At 64.8% G+C, this 20,353-nt stretch carries 19 protein-coding genes; 9 read left to right on the top strand and 10 right to left on the bottom strand.

The features are described 5' to 3' along the window. Positions 1-40: 40 nt before the first annotated feature. The gene (locus tag AC4D2E_RS14035) at positions 41-1,129 is read right to left on the bottom strand and encodes an N-acetylglucosamine kinase (protein WP_490910332.1); all 1,089 of its coding nucleotides are present in this window, start codon (positions 1,127-1,129) and stop codon (positions 41-43) included. A 54-nt stretch (positions 1,130-1,183) separates the two neighbouring features. On the opposite strand from AC4D2E_RS14035, the gene AC4D2E_RS14030 reads away from it, so the two are divergent. The 3 genes from AC4D2E_RS14030 to AC4D2E_RS14020 all read left to right on the top strand — a co-directional run bounded on the left by AC4D2E_RS14030 (position 1,184) and on the right by AC4D2E_RS14020 (position 3,444). Beyond that, a complete protein-coding gene (locus tag AC4D2E_RS14030; protein WP_490910333.1) occupies positions 1,184-2,395 on the top strand; it encodes an ROK family transcriptional regulator in 1,212 nt (403 codons plus the stop codon). Between the two features lie 205 nt (positions 2,396-2,600). Then, entirely contained in the window at positions 2,601-2,795 is a 195-nt protein-coding gene (locus tag AC4D2E_RS14025; protein ID WP_490910334.1) for a hypothetical protein, read from the top strand. Positions 2,796-2,970: 175 nt separating this feature from the next. Further along, on the top strand, positions 2,971-3,444 hold the full coding sequence (locus tag AC4D2E_RS14020) for a cupin domain-containing protein (RefSeq protein WP_490953015.1): 474 nt from the start codon (positions 2,971-2,973) through the stop codon (positions 3,442-3,444). A gap of 141 nt (positions 3,445-3,585) precedes the next feature. On the opposite strand, the gene AC4D2E_RS14015 is transcribed toward AC4D2E_RS14020, so the two are convergent. From AC4D2E_RS14015 to AC4D2E_RS14000, 4 genes are all read right to left on the bottom strand, one after another. After that, positions 3,586-4,035, bottom strand: a complete 450-nt coding sequence (locus tag AC4D2E_RS14015; RefSeq protein ID WP_490910336.1) for a DUF4913 domain-containing protein — start codon at positions 4,033-4,035, stop codon at positions 3,586-3,588. Next, the gene (locus tag AC4D2E_RS14010) at positions 4,032-4,388 is read right to left on the bottom strand and encodes a TraM recognition domain-containing protein (protein ID WP_490953014.1); all 357 of its coding nucleotides are present in this window, start codon (positions 4,386-4,388) and stop codon (positions 4,032-4,034) included. Before AC4D2E_RS14010 ends, AC4D2E_RS14015 begins: the two co-directional genes overlap by 4 nt. Continuing rightward, complete coding sequence (locus tag AC4D2E_RS14005; RefSeq protein WP_490953013.1) at positions 4,292-5,434, bottom strand: type IV secretory system conjugative DNA transfer family protein; 1,143 nt, start codon at positions 5,432-5,434, stop codon at positions 4,292-4,294. Before AC4D2E_RS14005 ends, AC4D2E_RS14010 begins: the two co-directional genes overlap by 97 nt. A 200-nt stretch (positions 5,435-5,634) precedes the next feature. Further along, positions 5,635-6,180: a hypothetical protein gene (locus AC4D2E_RS14000; protein WP_490953012.1), complete on the bottom strand. Its 546-nt coding sequence runs from the start codon at positions 6,178-6,180 to the stop codon at positions 5,635-5,637. Positions 6,181-6,390: 210 nt separating this feature from the next. On the opposite strand from AC4D2E_RS14000, the gene AC4D2E_RS13995 reads away from it, so the two are divergent. Continuing rightward, positions 6,391-7,953, top strand: a complete 1,563-nt coding sequence (locus AC4D2E_RS13995; protein WP_490953011.1) for a GGDEF domain-containing protein — start codon at positions 6,391-6,393, stop codon at positions 7,951-7,953. 142 nt (positions 7,954-8,095) lie between these two features. Here AC4D2E_RS13995 and AC4D2E_RS13990 read toward each other — a convergent pair whose 3' ends face one another. Further along, a complete protein-coding gene (locus AC4D2E_RS13990; protein ID WP_490953010.1) occupies positions 8,096-8,851 on the bottom strand; it encodes a MerR family transcriptional regulator in 756 nt (251 codons plus the stop codon). A 226-nt stretch (positions 8,852-9,077) separates the two neighbouring features. After that, positions 9,078-9,602, bottom strand: a complete 525-nt coding sequence (locus AC4D2E_RS13985; RefSeq protein WP_490953009.1) for a small multidrug efflux protein — start codon at positions 9,600-9,602, stop codon at positions 9,078-9,080. A 486-nt stretch (positions 9,603-10,088) separates the two neighbouring features. Here AC4D2E_RS13985 and AC4D2E_RS13980 point away from each other — a divergent pair, with 486 nt between their 5' ends. From AC4D2E_RS13980 to AC4D2E_RS13970, 3 genes are all read left to right on the top strand, one after another. Continuing rightward, entirely contained in the window at positions 10,089-10,967 is an 879-nt protein-coding gene (locus AC4D2E_RS13980) for an alpha/beta fold hydrolase (protein WP_490953008.1), read from the top strand. After that, positions 10,945-11,778 carry an alpha/beta hydrolase gene (locus AC4D2E_RS13975; protein WP_490953007.1) on the top strand — a complete coding sequence of 278 codons (834 nt, stop codon included), beginning with the start codon at positions 10,945-10,947 and terminating at the stop codon, positions 11,776-11,778. The genes AC4D2E_RS13980 and AC4D2E_RS13975 overlap by 23 nt, the downstream gene beginning before the upstream one ends. A 174-nt stretch (positions 11,779-11,952) precedes the next feature. Continuing rightward, positions 11,953-14,823 (top strand): helix-turn-helix transcriptional regulator, encoded by a 2,871-nt coding sequence (locus AC4D2E_RS13970; RefSeq protein WP_490953006.1) that lies wholly within the window; start codon positions 11,953-11,955, stop codon positions 14,821-14,823. Between the two features lie 224 nt (positions 14,824-15,047). Here AC4D2E_RS13970 and AC4D2E_RS13965 read toward each other — a convergent pair whose 3' ends face one another. Both AC4D2E_RS13965 and AC4D2E_RS13960 read right to left on the bottom strand, forming a co-directional pair. Beyond that, positions 15,048-15,977, bottom strand: a complete 930-nt coding sequence (locus tag AC4D2E_RS13965; protein WP_490953005.1) for an SDR family oxidoreductase — start codon at positions 15,975-15,977, stop codon at positions 15,048-15,050. Between the two features lie 155 nt (positions 15,978-16,132). Continuing rightward, positions 16,133-16,972 (bottom strand): helix-turn-helix transcriptional regulator, encoded by an 840-nt coding sequence (locus AC4D2E_RS13960; RefSeq protein WP_490953147.1) that lies wholly within the window; start codon positions 16,970-16,972, stop codon positions 16,133-16,135. A 183-nt stretch (positions 16,973-17,155) separates the two neighbouring features. On the opposite strand from AC4D2E_RS13960, the gene AC4D2E_RS13955 reads away from it, so the two are divergent. Both AC4D2E_RS13955 and AC4D2E_RS13950 read left to right on the top strand, forming a co-directional pair. Beyond that, positions 17,156-17,989, top strand: coding sequence for an amino acid-binding protein (locus AC4D2E_RS13955; protein WP_490953004.1), 834 nt, complete (start codon positions 17,156-17,158; stop codon positions 17,987-17,989). 300 nt (positions 17,990-18,289) lie between these two features. Then, on the top strand, positions 18,290-19,087 hold the full coding sequence (locus tag AC4D2E_RS13950) for a CPBP family glutamic-type intramembrane protease (protein ID WP_490953003.1): 798 nt from the start codon (positions 18,290-18,292) through the stop codon (positions 19,085-19,087). A 128-nt stretch (positions 19,088-19,215) separates the two neighbouring features. On the opposite strand, the gene AC4D2E_RS13945 is transcribed toward AC4D2E_RS13950, so the two are convergent. Further along, positions 19,216-20,319, bottom strand: coding sequence for a PQQ-dependent sugar dehydrogenase (locus AC4D2E_RS13945; protein WP_490953002.1), 1,104 nt, complete (start codon positions 20,317-20,319; stop codon positions 19,216-19,218). Positions 20,320-20,353: the final 34 nt, after the last annotated feature.

Below are 20,353 nucleotides of genomic sequence, written 5' to 3'. Positions count from 1 at the left end.
TCCATTGGTCAGTGATTCGTCGGTTTCGTAATTTTTAGGTTCAGCTGTGCGTCGGACGTGATGGCTCAACTTCTGGCCGTGTAGCTTCTACAGCCGTGAGGCGGTCTGTTCTGACCGCGAGTGTGTTGTCATGCTCTGATCGTTCAAGCCGCCGGGCGAGGCTGATCGCGCCGCCTACGGGGGGCGTGTCGAGCACGCGGAAGGGCTGGGTAACACCGGAGAGGGCGAGTTCCGTCTCAAGTGCCCGCGCCAGAAGCGGTTGATTGGAAACCACTCCACCGGCGGCCACAATGGCGTCGGCAACAGCGCCCCGATCGATAACGAGTGTGACCTGTCGCGCGAGCTCGGCCGCGGCGCGTTCGATCGTGCTCACCGCGGCGGCCGAGCCGGCCTCGGCGGCGGCGAAAACGATCCGCGCTGCGCTGGCCCAACGGTGCATGGTTGCCGTCGACATGAAGATCCACGCCAGCTCGTTCACATCCGTGGCTTCAAAGTGACTCATGAGGGAACGTCCGAGAAGTTCAGGTTCGTCGCCGGCGTCTGCTCGCCTGATGACAGCCAAGATTGCTTCTCGTGCAATGCCCGGCGCGCTTCCTGGGTCCGCGATCATCCACCCATGTCCGCCCGCGGCGATGGGTGTCCCGTCATGTGCTGTCCCCACCACGATTGAGCCGGTACCGGCAATCACACCAATGGCGTGCTCGACACCGGCCGCCGGGCCCACGAGAGCGGCATCATTCGTCACGAGGACGGGACCGGGGTGTTGTGAGGCGAGAGCGGCCTTGAAAGCCTCGATCTGTGAAGCGGTGTCACAGCCATGGGCTCCTACGACGAGTGGCACGTCGTGTGCAGTGCTCGTGATCTCTGCAACTAGCGCGAGCAGGGCCGCCACGCTGCTCGGATGATCAAGGCTGCGCGCTTGTAACCACTCATGCGTCGGCACACGCCGCTCACGCATACTCAATGCTTCATCCTCTACGCGGATGTGAGTCTTTGTGCCGCCGACGTCGATGCCAACAAATACAGGCAATGCTCCACCGACTTTCTTATAGATCAGACTGAAAAGAAGTAGTATGAGCGTAACGGCGTCACCGGGTGGCGTCAACGGTCTCCTCAATTGCTTGTGCATGAAGGAGTGCCGGGCACGTCATGATGGACAGAACGGCGAAAGAGAGGGGAGTAGGTGCCATTGAAGGCGAACCAAGCGGATGAAACCCCCGTGCGGCAGGTTCGATCGCGCACTGCCGCCACGACGAGCACGCTCGCGCTGGTCAATCAGACGGCGATCCTGGATGCGCTGAAGGGGCATGGCCCGATGTCGAAGGCACAACTCGGCCAGGCGACAGGACTCAGCTCGGCGACCATCAACCGAATCACTGCGGCCCTCATAGCGGACGGCCTCGTCGCGCACCACAGTGTCGAGACCTCCACGGGGGGAAGGCCGCCGATCGTGCTGGCCTTCGTCGGCACAGCACACGTCGTCGCAGCAGTTCAGGTCCGATCGGAAGACATCACAGGTGCGCTTGTTGATTTCGAGGGTGCGATCATCGAACGATTCGACCTTGCCGTCCCGCCCGGTTCCCCGACACAGGGTGTGAGCGCCTACAGAAAACTCTTGGCTAAGCTCGAGCGACGCGGGCAGGAGCGCGGCACCCCGGTTCTCGCGATCGGCGTGTCCGTCACGGCCATCGTGACGCCCGCTCGTACCATCACGGGTCTTGATCAATCACGCTGGGGTGACCTCAGCGTGCAGCAGCTTGAAGAGGGACGGTCTGTCGAGGTCGTCGTCGAAAACGATGCAAACGCCCTGGCCATCGGCGAATTACACCGTGGAATTGGGCGGCGCAGCCCGAACTTCGTGACGCTCCTACTCGAACGAGGCCTTGGAGCAGGCATCGTGGCGAATGGCGCCCTCTACCGAGGCGCCAACTTTGCGGCAGGCGAAATTGGGTTTCTCCTCGTCGAACCGTCCTCCTTGGGCAAGCGTTTCGACCAGACGGGTGATCTCGAAAGCCGGCTAAGTGCCCCCACCATCACGCGACTGGCAGACGACGCAGGAATTCCCCATGATGGTGCCATCTCCGCAATGGAGCTCATCTCTCTAGCCCGCTCAGGTGACCCGGGCGCGCAGCCCCTCGCGGATCGGGTTCTGGATGACGTAGCCCGGGCGCTCGGCGCGATCGCAAGCATCTTGGACCCGCAAGCCATTGTTCTAGGTGAGGGACTTGACCGAGAGTTTGATTTCGTGGCGCCCTCACTTCACTCGCGACTTGAAGGGCGCATCCAGCACGTTCCTGCAATCGTGACAGCCTCACTCGGCGCGGACGCAGCCCTCCTCGGCGCCGCTGAAATGGCAATCCGAGCCGCAAGCGACTACGCGTACCTCGCGTATTAGTCTGCGCTCATCGCTGCCGTCGTCGGAATCTAATCGACTAGGTGGCGTTCCGTAAGTCTTACGAACATACGGACTTGCGGCGGACAAAACCGAGCGCTGCTAACGGGAGTTCGACGAAGAACCAACCGGTAGCAAAATTTGAGCAGCCGCGCGGTCTTCCCAGCCTGGATGGCTCCGAAAGGAAGTGACGAAGATGGGAAATCGCATGGACCTGGTCATCGTCAACTGTGACGGGACACTCGTGGACGGCGAGGTAGTCAGCATCAAGGTGGACCAACGATTACTTGCTGACCAGAACTGGAACCTCGCTGTCAGGGGCACCACGGTTGGTGCACAGGTTCTGCCCCGCAAGCTCGCTCTTGCCGGGGGAGACCACCAACAAGGGATTTCGAAGCTCTGATTGATATAATCCAAGGTTATCGGCGAATTGATGGAGTCACGAACGGGCCGTCTTTTCTGACTAACGGTGTTCCGCTAGAGCTTTGACGGCATAGCGACCCGCCTGACGAGATGTCATCGCGCGACGTTTCTTCCCTTTCTGGCACTCCGGGCAGGACATGGGACAGAATGCGGTCATGGACATCACCGACAACGGACCGAACCCGAACGCCTTCGACATCGAGAGTGCTGCGACAGAGAACACCGCCTACCGCCGCGTCGCCTGGACGGGCAAGCACCTGCAGGTGACGCTCATGTCGATCGAGCCCGGCGGAGCGATCGGCCTCGAGGTACATCACGGCACCGACCAGTTCCTGCGCATCGACGCCGGGAAGGGCCGCGTGAAGATGGGTCCCTCGAAGGACGACCTCTCCTTCCAGCAGGACGTCGAGGACGGCTGGAGCATCCAAGTGCCCGCCGGCACCTGGCACGATGTGGAGAACACCGGGGACGAGCCACTGCGTCTCTACACGATCTACGCCCCTACACACCACGCGCAGGGCATCGTACAGGAAACCCCGGAGGCTGCCGAGAAGGACGAGGAGCAGGGCCGCGACGAACCGCCGTCGTGGGTCGAAGAAGTAGACGACAAGGGAGAAGAGAGCGCCTGAGTCATCAATTGCGATGACGCCCACTAAGCGCGCGGCGGACAAAAGCAACGCAGGCCATCCGTTCGTTCTTGCGTCAACCGCACCAGGAGTCGCGCAGCTCCACTGGCGGGCGTCAATTCACGGGAAGGCAGAGACACAGAATCACAGAAAGTGGTCTGGCTGGAGGCCGTGATGCAGTTCGACGCACCATCCCCACCCTGGTGTTGGTTGTTCAACTGCAAGCATCCGCCGGGCAGTCCTCGGGACATGAGTTGTTCCACATTCCCCAAAAGGCCCCCGCTTGGCGAACAAGACGGTCGCGTGGCGGTCGAAGTGGTCGATCCACCAGGACGACATGCCACCGTTCGCCTGGGCCTCTAGCCATTGCTCGTACAGGGCCCGGAACCGGTCGATGGCTTCGGGGTGGTTCCACCATTCGGGGCACCAGTACTGGTGCTGGGACCGGTCCACGGACTCGAGCATCGCCATCAGGGACTCCACCCAGTCGACCAATTCCTCCGGGGTAAACGCGAAACCCTCCGTCTCGTCGTCGTAACCGTTAGGTCGGGTGCTAGCTGCGTCATCACCTAGGTCGTGGAGGATGTCGGTCATGGGTGGTGTCCTGCCTGGATGCGGTCGAGGGTGGGTCCGATGCGGGCGGTGAGCGCCTTGTCGCGGAACCAGGGGATGGTGCGGACGATGGTTCCGCCGCCGTGGGAGGTTTTCACCCACGCCCGATTGGTGGGCAGGTCGGAGAGTCGGGCGACGGACAGGATGTCCCGCCGCTGGGTCTGCACCCACCTCGAGGATCCGTTCCGTGAGGTGGAGGTGCTGCGGATCTTCGCGTCGTACTGGCCGATGACCTTGGTCAGGGAGTCCAGGAACGCGGTGTCGTCGGATCCGCCGCCGTAAACCTTGATCGCGGCCGCGGACCAGAGGGTGTCCCACCCTGTGCGCTCGAGCATGGCCACCCCTGCCCGCGGGTTTGGAAGTAGGCGCTGACGACGATGCCCATCGACCCGAAGAACGAGTACCACTCGGGCGGATGCTTGAGCTTGACCACGTTCCCGACCTCGTCCAAGTCGGCCACGAGAGGCACCTGCAGGCGTCCGTCGGCGCGCCGTGCGGCGTGCTGCGCGGCAGTGAACACCGCGTAGACCAGCGTGGACACGAATGCGGCACCGGAGCCGGCGGCGTCTTGCGAGAGCAGGATCAGGGTGTCCCTGCTGGTCACGAACCGGGCCGGATCAAACGCCGGGACGCCCGGGGTGGGCGTCGACCACGCCACCAGCTCGTCATGGACGAGGGCCGAGGCCATGCGCTGGGCGCTGGCTGCCACGGACCCGCGGGTGTCCTCGGGTTGGCCGTTCATGCCTTTCAACGCCGACGCGGGGCCCACGTGCCCGGCGGCTTCGAGGAGCTCGGCGGGTTCCATGAAGTCCGCCGAGGACACCCACCGCAGCACCTCCCTCATGGTGCCGTTTCTCTTGGCGGCGGCTAGCAGGCACCAGGACAGAAATTCGCGTCCCTGCGAGTCGAACTGGGCGTCCCCTTTGCCCTGGCCGGCGTTCGGGGCGGACGAGGTTTCGAAGATCGACGCTACCTCGCCGGCGCTCACGGTGTCGGTGACGATTGTGAGCGGGTTGAAGATCATCGCCGGCCGGTGACTGTCGCGCCAGATCCGCTGCGGGTCGAACAGCCACACCGTCCCGGTATCGGAGCGGGCGGCCAGGACCTCGGCAACACCGTCGACCTTCTTGCTGGTCTTGATGTAGGCGCCGGGTGCCTCGAGCGCGTGCCGGACGACCTGCGTTGTCGTCTTGCCTCGCCCGGTCCCCCACACACGGATCGAGCACTCACGCCAGCCCTGGATAACTGCCTTCGTGCCGGAGTCACCGGCGTACCCGATCGTCAGGCCCGGGCCGATGCCCTCAGCGTCCGGATGGAGCCGGGCCGCTTCGGTGAGGCGCGCATCGAGCATCGCCGGGCGCATCTTCCCGCCAGGACTCATCCGACGGGACGCCTCAGCGGTCCTGGACACAGGTCGGGTGCTCCACCACGCAAAGGCAGCAATGACCACGACCGCTTCCGCGCCGAGCAACCAGCTCGCCGCTGCCGGCCACGGATCCCCGGTGGCAAGACCGATCGCCAATACGATCGGGTTCCATGACAGGTCGGTGGGAACCGGGGTGAAGGCTTCCCCGAGATGGATCAGGGCGACTGGCGCGCAGGGACTGCCAGAGTTCGTCCATGATCATCAGGTGATGGCGCTCTTCCATCAGCCCGGCGTCGGCCGGCGTCTTCGCGGCCGACGCCGGGCTGACCGTAGGACCAGCACACCGTCTGCACCGCAGCCCGGAGCGTCAGCTGGGACTCGTCGATGAGAGAAATGTCGACGTCAACGGAGGTGTCGATCTTCATTTCCTTCGTGGTCTGCTGGCAGAACACGTCCCCGAACGGTCCGTGCTCGCCAAGGGCGTTCAACCCGGCCAGGAGATTCTTGACCTGCGGCAGGTACTCCGTGGACTCCTCGATGAGCAGCGCCGACTGGATCTGCGGCGGTGCGGACTTGATGGCGGCGACGACGTCGCTGACCAGCGGCTGCCGGTCCTCCCTCTCGGCCTTCTCCGCGGCCACCGCGATCGCCATGGACAGCACCGTCTGTTCCTGCTTCTTGGCATCCAGCGGTTCCTTGAACACCAGTTCGATGAGCCCGGTGAGGGTCATCAGGCGCCGGGCGTGGATCTCGGCGCGCATCTGCCCCTTCAGAGGAGCCGGAAGCCATTCCAGCTCCCGCTGGCGCTGCCCGACGCGAGGAAAACCCGTCAGCCGTGACCCTTGAGGTGACGCCCTCGGCACGGCAGACTGAGCACACCAGTCTCATCCGGCACATCAGCGCCACACCATGGTCTCGTTCACGCTCCACGGTCAGCAGGACAGCGCTGCCCCGACCCCTGGAGCCACACCATGAATGACGCCGTCATCGAAAGCGGTTCCCTCCGCCTCGCGCAGGAGAGCGACCTCATCGCCACCCTCGAGGCCCTCGAGATCAGCACCGATCTCCCCCGCGCCGTGGCGGACGCAGCCGAGATCAGAGCCTTCGCGGAGACACTCGGGCGGCTCGACGTCGCGTTCTGGGCGGAGGTGACCGGGCTCGACGCGCTGGCCCGCACGGACGGCGCGCCCGGCGCGAGGACTCGGGGCCAGGAGATCCTCGAATGGGCCACGGAGCAGGGCGACGCGCGGCTCGCGAGCCGCTGCCATGCGCTCATCGCGATGATGGACCTCATCGCAGGGCACTCCGGCTCCGGCGCCGAGCAGGCGACGATCGCCGTCACACTGCTGGACGGCACCGAGAAGCCCCGGCTCCGGGCGAACTTCCTGACACGCCAGGCACTCGGCCTCCTGGTCGCCGGCCTCCTGCAGCACGGCTTCGACGTGTCCCGACGGGCGCTCGCCCTCGCGGACCAGCTGGCCGACCCCGAACTCCTGGCCCGGATTGCGTCGAACGCGTTCCACTCCGCACTCGACGAGTCGATGCCGGACGAGGCCCGCTTCTGGATGCGGCGGCTGGAAGCCGTGATCGCTTCATCCCCCGACCTCGAAGCCGAACTGTCGGACGTCCTCGCCCGCGGCCATCTGGCGGACAACCGCCCCTGGGACGCCCTCGACGTGCTGGAGCGGGCCGGCGACGACGACGCCTCGACGTCGCAGCCGGAGACGCGGGCCACCCGGATGCTCCTGCTCGCGCAGGCCCACCATGGGGTCGGCAACCTGCCCGCGGCGCGACGTGCCCTCGACCGGGCGGAGCAGATCACGGTGAGTCATGCACTCGAGGAGGTCGCCTCCACCGTCCTGGAGGAGCGCGCCGCCATCGCGGCGTCCGCGGCCGACTTCCGGCTAGCCTACGAACTCCACCGGCAGTTCCACCAGGCGGCGCGGAGCCGGTGGATCGAGGCCCGCCGCTCCCGGGTGGACCACCTGTTCGCCGAGCAGAACGTCACCGAGGCGCTCGAGCGCGCGGAGCAGGCGGAAGCGGCCGTCGCCGTCGACCCCCTGACGAAGGTCCGCAACCGGCGGTGGGTGGAGGACACGCTGCCCGACGTCGTCCGGACCTGGCAGGCCCGAGGACCGTGGACCGCGTCCCTGGCCATCCTCGACCTCGACCACTTCAAGCTGGTCAACGACCGCCACGGCCACGCCGCGGGCGACGACGTGCTGGTCGCCGTCGCCGCGGCCCTGCAGACGTGCGGCGGGGTCCAGCACGTCGCCCGGATCGGAGGCGAGGAGTTCCTGCTGGTCCTGCAGCAGGACACCGATCAGGAGCAGGTCGCGGACCGGGTGCTGTCCGCCGTCCGGTCCCTCCGGTGGCCCGGGATCGACGGCGGCCTCCGCCTCACGGCGAGCATCGGCTTCGCCGGCTGCGACCAGGGGGCGACGACGTCCGATCTGCTGCAGGAGGCGGACCGCCGCCTGTACAGCGCGAAGCGGGCCGGCCGGGACAGGGCGGTCGGCCCCTGGTCGAGGTAAGCGTGCACTCCGCGGCACCGACGAGGGTTCATGGTTCGGCTGCGCCCGGAGGTGGAGACCAGACGTCACCCTTCTCGGTCACGCCGCAGCAGGCAAGGGCGGTGTCGATGCCACCTCGGTGCCCACATACCTCGGGCCCGCGTCAGGGCGCGCGCTCGTCCTTCGTGACCTGTTCGATCTTGAGGAGGCCACCGGCGATGACGCTCGCCCTGGCAAGGACGTCCAGTTGTGCCGGGTTGTACAGAGCCGTGAGCGATTCGATGACCGTGTTCCGGGTCACCTCGAGGCCTTTCGACAGGTGCTTCCCCGGGTCCGTGAGCCACGAGTAATCCCTTATGGCATGGGCAATGGTTGGTGCATAACGTTCGGCGAGTGCGGCGCGTACGGTTTCGTCGGCGTCAGAAGCCAACCCGTCGAATTCCTTGCTCACCGGATCTGTGTCCTCCCTGACCATCTTCCGCAGATCCTGCATCGCGTCGTCGTCGTACAGTTGGGAGTAGATGAGCATCAACGACTGGTCCTGCTTGGACAGGCGGGGTGCAACGTCCTCGAACCCTGCCGGGACGCCCGTCACGGAGGACCCCTGGAGGATCGCCTGAATCTCCGCCCTGGCACGCTGCAACCTCTCGATGCTCACCGCGAGGTCCGCGTCGATCGCCCTCAGCGCCTCGGACGACGAATCGCCGTCGAGGGCAACTTCGTCGATCTGATCGAGCGGTACACCGAGATCCCGTAGTCGGCGTATTTTCAGGAGACGGACGAGGTGCCTGACCTGGTACTGCTTGTAGCCATTGGACATCCTGTCCGGCTGCTCGAGCAGTCCGACCCGATGATAGTGACGCACGGTGTTCACCGTCGTCCCGGCCAGCTCGGCGATTCCTTGGGTGCTCCAGGCCATGCTCGTCAGCCTTCTTCGTTCATTGTCACCGGTTCAGTCGCGACACACCTGCTATGTATCGGTCGACCCTGCAGAAGGAAACTCCATGTTCCCACCACACGGTCAAGATGCAGAGAGAACCCTCCTGCGGAACCGCAGTGGAGGCGGTACCGGGAAGACCGGTCGATGGCGGTGCCACCGATGAGTCCATGACGCCAGACGCCCGGAGCCCCGCTCGAGGTCTCCGTCACCAGCCCAATACTCCGACAAGCCCGGTCGCAAGCGCCGAGATGACGACGGTCCATACCACGATGGCGATCGCCTGCCAGAGCAGGACCCGCTCCTTCCTGACGCCCGACGCCGCGAAGAACGTAGCGGTGAGTTGCGTGGGAAGAGCGAGTGGGGCGAGGAGACTCGCGCCCGGCACCCCGAATCGGGAGAGCCAGCCCTGCAGGCGCCGCTGTCCCTTCGCGCGCCGGGCTGACGGAGCGGCGGATGCAGGACCTGCCGGCTCGCCGCCGCCTCCTCGAGAGGCGACGACCTTCTCCCGGACACGGGAGCTGATGGTGACGACGGCGAGCACGCTCAGGAAGTTGCCGATCATCGCCGAGACCGCTGCCACCACCGGATTGATCCCGAGGAGGATGCCGATGCCGGCGGCTCCCTCGCCCTCGATGTACGGGATCATCCCGGCGATCGCGACTCCCACCGGCTGCACGATTTCGGGTAGCTGTTGAACCCACTCCTGCATGCCCTCATACGGGTTGTCCATTATGTCCTCCTTCTAATGCACGACGAGCGTGGATCGATCCACTGTCCTCACGCTTCTAAGGCGGCGCCGATTGCGCTCTGCCATGGCGTGATGTCGTGTGCTGGAACCAGTAAAGAGGCTGTGCCGACAACAGGGTCAAGGCCTCGAAACGAGTCGTTGGTCACACCGCCTGCTGGGGTGTCCTACCTCACCGCTTCGCCTCCTGCTCCTCACCGGAAACGGCGGACAAAGTCCGGGCGGGCACGGCCCCCCAAGTCCGAGCGTTTCAGCTCACCGTTGTCACCCACACCATGACAAGGCCGCGGTTCTGACGCGTGCCGGGAATGCAGCGCGAGGTCCCGGTGCCACCTGCTTCGAGGCGCCGGCTACGAGTTACGGAATTAACGGGCGCGATTTTCCTTGAACGACTACGCATTGCTCGTGGTGCGCCTCCTGTCAGATGCAAGGACGCTGGTGGGACCGAGCCGTGACGACCAGGAGGTACTCATGAGCTACATCACGACCGAGGACGGCACCGAGATCTTCTACAAGGACTGGGGTCCCGACGACGGACCGCCTGTTCTCCTCAGCCATGGCTGGCCGCTGAACAGCGACGCCTGGGAGGCGACCGCGCATTTCCTTGCCACTAAGGGTTACAGGGCTATTGCTCATGATCGGCGAGGGCACGGCAATTCCACGCAGACATGGCACGGCAACGAGATGGATACCTACGCCGACGATCTCGCAGCCTTGCTCAACGCGCTCGACGTCCGGGGCGTCACGCTCATCGGCCACTCCACGGGTGGTGGGGAGATCACACGTTACGTCGGCAGGCACGGCAGCGATCGCATTGCGAGAGTCATCCTGGTGTCGGCGGTGCCACCACTGATGGTCCGCACGGAGGACAACCCCGGAGGACTTCCGATTGAAACCTTCGATGCCATCCGGGCGGGAGAGGCAAGCAACCGCTCTCAGCTGTACCGCGATCTCGCTGACGGCCCGTTCTTCGGCAACAACCGCACCGGCGACGTCCCCCAGGGAACCCGCGACGCCTTCTGGCGGCAGGGGCTCGAGTCAGGCACCCGAAACGCCTATGAATGCATCGCAGCCTTCAGTGCCACCGACTTCCGGCCGGACCTCGCCACATTCGACGTCCCCCTGTTGGTGATTCACGGCGACGATGACCAGATTGTTCCCTTCGACATCAGCGGCAAACTGTCCGTCCAGATCGCCCCGAACGCGCGGATCAAGGTTTACGAGGGCGGCGCTCACGGTCTACCCGACACTGAACGCGATCGCCTGCATGCGGACATCCTCGAATTCATCTCCTCACCATCGAACCCTGAAGGGACCCCCACCCGCCATGAGCAGCTCCAGCAAACCTGACACCATCGTGTTGATCCACGGGCTCTGGGTCACACCTCGCAGCTGGGAAGAATGGAAGGCCCGCTACGAATCCAAGGGCTTCACCGTTATCGCCCCCGCCTACCCGGGATTCGAGATCGAGGTGGAGTCGCTACGCGAAAACCAACACGTGATCGCGAATCTCACCGTGCCGGACACCGTCACTCACCTGGCAAGCATCATCGGGGCTCTGCCGACCCCGCCGATCATCGTGGGGCACTCCTTCGGTGGGGTCCTCACGCAGCTGCTCCTCGCGCAGGGATTGGGAGCGGCTGGTGCTGTCATCAATTCGGCCCCGACCGAAGGTGTGCGTGTCACCCCCTTGTCGCAGGCGCGTTCCCTGTTCCCGGCGCTGAAGAACCCGGCCAACTTCCGTAGAGCGGTCGGATTCACCCCGGATGAATGGCACTACGCCTTCACCAACACACTCAGCCGGGAAGACTCCGACACGGCCTTCAACAGGTATGCGATTGCTGCCCCGGGAAACTGGGTATGGGCTTACGGGCTCCTCGCGAACTTCCAGCCGGGGCACCAGGAGACATGGGTGGATTACTCGGTCGACAGGGCACCGCTACTCTTCATCGGCGGTGGCGCGGACCACATCATGCCACCGGCGGTCAATAAGTCGAACGCCAAGCATTGGGCGAAATCCCCGGCACTCACGGAGTATCACGAGTTCGAGGGCCGGTCCCACTGGACCTGCGCTGAACCCGGATGGGAAGAAGTCGCCGACTACGCCCTCGCCTGGGCCCTCGCCCATGCGCGAACCGTCCCGTCCACGGCAACTGCCTAGAGGCCGGCTTCCTCCGCCCCCGAAGGTGCCTGATGCTCAGTGTGTGCTGGGGTACACACTGAGCAATCCAGCGAGTTGCTCGAAAGCCACATCCGAGTTCGCGTGGGCAGGGGAACGGCCCGGTTGATGCCCGTCACGTGACTTCGTCGTCGAGAGAGCTCATGAACACCTCGCATGTGGGAGCGCTTCCTTCTCACCTTCCGTACCGCTTGCTACGATCTGCTGGAGAAGGATCGCTGGCCTCCACTCGCCGGTCTCGAGGAACGGAACTCCATGGACGGGCAGGAACCGTCGAGACCGCTCATCGGGCGCTCTGAGGACAAGATCTGGTTGGCCGGCCTCCTATCGATGGCCGTTGAAGGGCGCGGAGCAGTCGGCGTGATCCGTGGCGACGCAGGCATCGGGAAGACCTTCCTTTTGACGTCGATCATTGATGAACACCCGCAGTTGCAGCATGTCCTTATTATCGGCGTCGAAGCCGAAGCGGACCTCCCCTACGCGGCGCTCCAGCGGCTGGTTCTACTGCATCGGGCAATGCTGGACGACCTTACGGAGGCACAGCGTTCCGCCCTGTTGGTCGCGGGCGGACTTGCCCACGGCCCACCAGCCTCGCGCGCTCTGGTGGGCTTGGGGTTGCTGAATCTGCTGGCCCGTATCTCCGACGATGCGCCAGTGGTCTACTTCATTGATGACGCGCAATGGGTGGACTCGGAATCGCTGGATGCTCTCGCCTTCGTCGGGCGGCGCCTTGTCGCAGAACGTATCGCGCTGCTGTTCGCAACCCGCACCAGTCCATCTGAACCCGCAGCACTCGAGCACTTTCCCTCACGCACTCTTGCTGGTCTCGACCACGAGAACGCACTGACGCTGATATCTGCATCGTCAGTACAAAAGGTCGATCTGCGGGTAGCTCAGCACATCGCCCGTGCTACTGGCGGAAACCCATTGGCTCTGGTGGATCTTCTCGCCGAGCTCACTGAGCGTCAGTTGCGTGGCGAAGAACTTCTGCCCGACCCTGTACCGCTGGGGAAACACCTTCAGGTGCACTACCTCAAACAGGGCCGCGAACTTCCGCCCGAAACGCAGACCTGGCTTCTTGCAGCAGCGACGGAGCCCGACGGCAACCTCGATGCGATCACCGCGGCCAGTGACGCACTCGGCCTACCAAGAGACGCATCAAGGCCCGCAGAGATCGCGGGCCTTGTTCGTGTCGATACAACGGTGAAGTTCCGGCATCCGCTTGTGCGCTCCGCCATCTATAACGGCCTGCCCAGCCACGACGTCCGCACCATGCACGGCCACTTTGCCCACGTGGCGAAGCGCAGGGGTGACACGTACCGATGGGTAACGCATCGGGCAGCGGCAACCATCGGATTGGACGATGAAGTAGCTGACGATCTCGAGACAGCGGCAGACCTGGCGACAGCGCGCGGGGGATACATGGCCAGGATGAACCTACTGGTTCGCTCCGCAGCCCTAACATCGGCGGCACACATCAAGGACCAGCGTCTGCTAGCCGCCCTTGAAGCCGGAATCGCGGCAGGAGCTCCTGCCCAAGCAGGCGCAATACTTCGAAGGCTCGACGCAGATCGGCTCGATGACCTATCCAAGGGCCGGTTGTTCATGGCGCGGTGTGATCTGGACACTCTCGCACCCGTTCGGGGACCCATCTACGCGCATCGACCTCAACAACTCCTTCGAGCGGCACGACTGTTCCGCACCTCTGCGCCCGCACGGGCCAAGAACGCGATCACCAGCGCATACTGGGCGCTCGTACAAGCGGACTATATGGTGCTCGGGACGTCCTCCCGAGAAGTGGCGGAGGAAGCACGTCGAATCTGCGAAGCAGCGCCGACCACCGATTTGCCCACCCAGGCCCTAGCCGCGTTGAGCAGTCTCATCCTTGACGGGCTCGAGGTCGCTGCTCCCCAGGTGCGGAACGTCGTTAGGCAGGCGACGACACCGCAGACCCCTGACGAGGAGATCCTGCAGGGCTTTGTTTGCCTAGCCTATGCCGCCTGCGTTCTGCGGGATGTCGAAGCGTGTGAGGCGATTCTTCAGCGGGCAGAGCATGCAGCGAGGAATCGGGGTGCCACCCTGGTGCTCTGCCGCATCCTGCTGCTCGGGGCATATTTCAACATGCAACAGGGCCGAATCAAGAGCGGCAGGGAGCGTCTGACCAGCGCCGCAGAAATCATCGCCTTCATGGGTCTGCCCAGAGTATGGACAGACATGGTCACCACCCTTCCGGTTCTTCGGGGGTGGTTCGGAAGTGAATCGGTCACTGAAGAGGACGACGTGACATCCGAAGCACGGGTCTTTGGATATGGCATGAGCAGTTCATCACGCCACATCGGAACGATGCTTCTTCGAGCGTCGGAAGGCCGATACAAGGAAGCCTGGGCAGCCGGCCGACAAGTCAGGTACGACGACCCGTTCTTCACCGGATCCCTGTACCTACCGGATCTCATCGAATGCGCCGCGCGGGCTGGTGACCATCAAAGTGCAACACGACTCTTCGAGCGATTCAGGGCTGAGCGGAAGTCTTCCGATAGCACCTGGGCGGCAGCACTGGAAGCGCGAACTGCGACTCACCTTGAGGACAAGGACAAGGACATGGCGTCGCGATTCGAATACGCCCTGGACCTGCTCACCGGGCCCGTCTTCGAAATGGACGCCGCACGCACCCACCTGTTGTACGGGGAATGGCTGCGTCGACGGCGCCGGCGAGGCGCTGCGACCCGCCACCTCTCCGACGCACTACTCCTATTTCAACGAATTGGCGCGCCGAGCTGGGCCGAGCGCGCCCGACGTGAACTAGCCGCCCTTGGAGAGGTGCATACGCAGGCCGCGAGGACGCCGGCAGCAGATCTCACTCCACAGGAACGGGCTGTTGCCAGGCTCGCCGCTCAGGGCAGCACCAACGCCGAAATATCGATGCAGCTCTTCGTCAGTTCGAACACAGTGGACTATCACCTCCGAAAGGTGTTCCGGAAACTCGGTGTCACGTCACGTCGTCAGCTGCAAGGCATCGACCTCGGCTGAACTGTTTCGGTTGGTCGACCCTGATGGTTACGGGTCGGGTCACCCGGGCTCTGGCCGACACACCGCAGGCTCAGCAAGCCCCTCACGAACGAACTCCTGAGCCGGTTACGAGATATCGATTATCGGCGAGCCGCTTCGCCTTCGTAACGCACGACCATCCATCTTCGTCGCCACTTCTCACCAAGGTCGCCTCCGAGACGGCCAGCGCGGGTCGTAGGGTCAGGTCAGTGCGGTGCATGGGCTGTGATGAGGTGTTCGGATACGTCCCAGAGGCGGTGTGCGTCGTCCATGTCGCGTAACGGTGCCCAGTACTCCTGGATTACTGGGGGCCCACCGGCAGTGCGCCTGGGTCCGAAGAAGTAGTCGCCCCCGTAGTCGGGATCGGTGGCTGCCATGAGCGCGGGCAGTGCCGCGTTCTGCGGGCTGCCTGCAAGGCCGATTTGTGCGAGGAGCCCGATAAGGCGGCGCTCCGGGGGGATCCGGTCGCGGCCCATGGCAGGCTGTGCGGCCAGGAGGTTGGTGGGTGAGATTCCTGGGTGTGAAAGATTGCTGCTGATACCCCACCCGTTGGCTCGGCTCCTGGCCTCGAGTTCCCGTGCGAAGAGGCCCACGGCGACCTTCGACCCGGTGTAGGCCTTCATGACGTCGTAGCTCTGCTCGTAGTTCAGGTCGTCCCAGTTCATCGCGCCCTTACGGGCGGCGACGCTGGTCTGATGGGTGATGCGCGCCCGGCCCTCGCGCAGGAGTGGTAGCAGGCCCAGGGTGAGGGCGAAATGGCCCAGATGGTTCGTCCCCCATTGCAGCTCGAACCCGTCCCGGGTCATCTGACGGGTGGGCGGGCGCATGACGCCTGCATTGTTGATCAGGATATTGATTGGGCGTCCCTCGGACGCGAGTGTGGCTCCGAGGGACGCTACTGAGTCCAGCGAGGACAGGTCCAAGGATCGGGTGCTCACCTTTGCGCCCTGGATGGCGAGGCGGATGCGCTGCACTGCAGTGTCGCCTTTGTCCTGGTTCCGCACAGGCATGATGACTTCGGCGCCGGCCTGAGCCAACCTGGTGGCGATAATGGTGCCGATCCCGTCGCTCGCACCAGTAACGACGGCAAGTTTCCCGCTCAGATCGGGAACGGAGAGATCGTATACGCGTGGCATCAGTGGTTCCTTTGCTCAAGTGTCGACAGTCACCGGATCGGTGCCTGACTTCATGCTTCACCGCTTGCCGCACTGCAGCTAGGACCTGTCGATCCACGGCTACCGGATCCACCCCTACCACCCGGACACCTGCAGCCTGGATCTCGTGGGGCGGCTCAGGACACGGTGACGTGTGTGCCGATGACAGTAAGGAGTTGAAGTTTTTCGTGGCTGTCGCTGCCGGGCACGGCCGTGTAAACCAGCAGCCGATGAGACTGATCCGGATCGAGCAAGGTCTGGCAATTCAGGTCCAGCCGGCCTACTGACGGGTGGATGAACCTTTTGATCTCCGGTGGTTGGACGCCCACTTCCTGGGTGTCCCAGACACGGCGGAAGGCCTCGTTGTCCTGCAGTAGCGCGGCGAGCCCGGCCGCCCTCGAGGTCGGCCCTCTGAGCGCGATGAGCTGGCGCAGTCCGGATGCATATACCCGTGATAGTTGCTCACGCTCCGCGGGTGGGTACGCTTCCCTGGCGGTAGGGTCGGTGAACCACCGATAGCCGATGCTTCGACCCGGCCCGGCTCGCTTGGACGCGTCGCCGAGAAGGGTCATTCCGAGCGGGCTTTGCCGCAGGGTCTCGCCCACCTCATTGATGACCTCCGCAGCCGTATCGGTCAGCCGATCGAGGATTCGCAGCAGCCCGGGACTGACAAAATCACTTGCAGCTCCCCGCCCTGGTGGGTTGTGACCGGCGAGGCGGAAGAGATGATCGCGCTCCCCCAGCGTCAGGTGCAGCCCCTGGGCGATGGAGGAGATCATCTGCTCCGATGGGCGCGGACCTGTGCCGCGTTCCAGCCTGGCGTAGTAGTCGGCCGACATGTGGCACAGCGCAGCCACCTCCTCTCGGCGAAGACCATGGGTCCGCCTGCGCTGACCACGCAGAAGCCCGACGTCCTCCGGCTGCAACGATTCCCGCCGATACCGCAGGAACGCACCCAATCCTTCCCGATCCATCACCTTCACCCTCCTCGTCATATGGGCCGACTCACATCCAGCCTCACCCGTATTCCCACTTCTACTTCTACTCCGGACGGAATCCGATAACCACGGCCTGCCGATCCACCTCTTCCGTCCGTCAAGTTGTTCGTCGTGGAACAGGCCGGCAACGCCGTGGAAGCGGGCGCGTCCCACGCTTGAGCCATGACACGTTCTACTGGTTCCACGGCCGCGTCGCTTCGGTGCGATTCCTGCGGGCAGCTGCCCGAGCCAGGGAAGGTCCGGCTGACGGTGGCCAATGTCGCCGTGATGCTGCCCATCGAACTGGTTGTCCATGCCGTCGTCGTCCAGACGCACCTCAGCTACCCGCTCAAGGTCCTCATCCTCGCGCTCACCGCGACCGCACTGGTGATCTGGGTGGCGGAGCCCTCCGTCATGAGGTTCCTCCGGGCCTGGCTCCACGCGCCGGCCCTGAGACAGCGCAAGCGCCTCGACACGGCGACCGATCTTTGGCGGGCCCGCGTCCTGGTCAAGGACAGCCCGGGCGCTTTGAAGCGTATCTCCCACCAGTTGGCCCGTCGTGGCGTGAATATCCTGTCGCTGCACATCCACCCCGGCGCACAGGCCAGTGTCGATGAGTTCGTCCTCGCCGCACCCGCAGGCGTCGGCGAGCAGGACCTCGTTCGGGCCTTCACCGCTGGTGGCAGCCCATCGGCCCGCGTCTGGCCGTCGACGGCTCTGGCTCTCGCCGACGGGCAGACGAAGGCGCTCTCGCTCGCCTGCCGGGTCGCGCAGGACCCCGTGGAACTGCGCTACGCCGTCGCCGAACTCCTCAGGGCCGAACCCGTGCTGGCGCCGTCGCCGACCGTCAGGTCGTTCGTCGAAGGACCCGTGGTGCTCAAGATCCCCTCCCCCACAGGGGAACCGCTGGTCTTCTCCCGGGCCGGGGAGCCCTTCACGGCCGCCGAATCGGCGCGGGCCCATCGGCTGTCGGAGCTGGCCGCGGCGGCCACGCACCCCACGCATCGCACTTTCTGAGGGTGTGGCGTCTGTACACTCCGGCGCAGCAGGCCTTGCCTACCGGTGACCAGGCACTCCCCTGGCCGGCCACGACCTGACAGGGAATCAATTGGGGACCTGAGGTTTACCGAAGAAGACGAACCAGTTAACATGCCTGTGCGGCTTGGCGTCGACGACCCGCCTCACTGGTGTAGGTGAGTAAGGCGGGCTGTCGGCGAGACCGATCGTCCCTACTGGGCGGCAATGTCTGGGCTGCATCACTCGATTCCGCGATTGTGAGATCAGGTCGCCAGCGGCCCAAGAATCGAAAGGTCTGTCATGTCCGTCATTCGGCGACATCCCGTCCTCACCTTCTTCCTCCTCGCCTACGTCCTCTGCTGGGGTGCTATTCCCTGGCAGAGCTTTTTCGCCCCCGGTGTCTTGGTCGCGGCCTTGATCGTCGTATCCCTGACCGAGGGCGTCGACGGGTTGAAGGCGATGGGGTCACGGTTGATCCGCTGGCGCGTCCGCTGGGTCTGGTACGCCATTGCGATCGTCGTGCCGTTGGCGGTCAAGTTCGCGTCCATCGGCCTCAACGTCACGTTGGGCGCCCCGGTTGCGGAGATCGCGGAATTCAGTGTCTGGTACAGCCTGCCGATGGCAATGGCGATCAACATCGTCAATCCCCTCAACGCGCAGTTACCGGAGGAGTCGAGCTTCCGCGGCTGGGCTCAGCCGAAGCTGCAGGCCACCCGCACCCCGCTTGCCGCGACCGTGCTGATGGCCGTCGGCGTCACCGTTTGGCATATCCCGTTCTTCCTGATGCCGCAGTTCGGGTCGAGTCCGGTCGAGGCCGCCGCCACGGTCGCGGTGACATTCTGGTACGCGTGGTTGTTCAACCACGCCTCCGGCAGCTCACTGATCACCTTGATCGCTCACGCGACCGAAGGCACGATCGAAACGAGCACTCTGTGGCAGACCTTGGACGACACGACCCGGATGATGTGGCTCTACAGCCTGGTTTGGTGCCTGGTCGCCTTGGGCCTCCTGGTCTTCGACCGCAAGTTCTGGACCAAGCCACCGGCAGTCATCGAGTCGGGCCGGAAGACCTCACCCGTCGCAACAGAGCCCGAATAGAGCCTCGACACAGCCGCTGACTGTGCAGCGACCGAGCATCGAAAAAGAAGCCACCCTGCCCGATGGGCGTTGTCGGTCGGCGAACTCACGGCCACTTGGCGGTCGGCCGATGTGCAGGAGGGTGACCGTCACGGGGCTTGGACGGGCAGGCGGAGGAGCTGATCGTCCGCCTTGAAGGGCTCCCCGCGTCCGTCGGTGTTGCTGGTGAGGATCCACACGTCGCCGTCGGGACCGACGGCGACGTCGCGGAGCCTGCCGTAGTCTCCGGTGAAGTAGTCCACGGATCGCCCGGGGTCGGCTGCCGGCACGGTGCGCAGCACCTGACCGCGGAGGTTGGCAATGTACAGGGTGCCGTCACGGTGGGCCATGCCACTGGGGCTGGCAGCCTTCGGGTCCCATTGCTGGACGGGATCGGTGAACCCTTCCGAGCCGGCGATGCCTTCGACGGCGGGCCAACCGTAATTGGCACCGGGCGTGATGATGTTGAGTTCGTCCCAGGTGTTCTGCCCGAACTCCGTGGCGAACATCGTGCCGTCGTCCGACCAGGCCAGGCCCTGGGGGTTGCGATGCCCATAGCTGTAGGTGAGGGAGCCGGGGAACGGGTTGTCGTCCGGGACGTCCCCGTCAGGGGTCATGCGGAGGATCTTCCCTGCGAGGGAGGTGCGGTCCTGGGCGGTGTCGCGTTGGCCGGCGTCGCCGGTCGTGGCGTACAGCATCCCGTCGGGGCCGAAGGCGAGACGGCCGCCGTCGTGGTAGTTCGCCGCAGGGATACCGTCGAGCAGTGTCTCCGCCTGCCCCAGCTCAAGGCCTCCCGGATCCCCGGCGAGAGTGAAGCGCTGGATGCGGTTGCCGTCCGCGGCCGTGGAGTAGACATAGAGCCGCTGCTCGTCGTCGACCGCCAACCCGAGCAGGCCACCCTCCCCCGCTCCGGCGACGCCCTCGACGGTCCCGATGACACGGGTCGAACCGTCATCGAGAGCCTCGAGGATCCTGGCGCTGTCCCGCTCACTGACGAGTGTCGCCCCGTCGGGGAACACCACCGACCACGGGGCCTCGAGACCCGAGACGACGGTGACGGGCTCGGCAATCGCCGCCTCTCGGCCCTGCGACGGCGTTGCGCCCTGCGGTCCCGGCTGGTTCGCGTCGCCGGTTCCGCCGCAGGAGGTGATGAGCGCCGCAATGCTGAGACCGGCCACGACGAGGGCCCTGCAGTGTGTGAAGCGAATATCCATGGTGGTCCTCCTGCGGCTGGGTCGATCGGCGCTC

Source organism: Arthrobacter sp. TJ-265 (assembly GCF_058269135.1).
The sequence above is the reverse complement of the archived record's forward strand: the minus strand, read 5'-3'. Positions and strand labels throughout refer to the sequence as shown.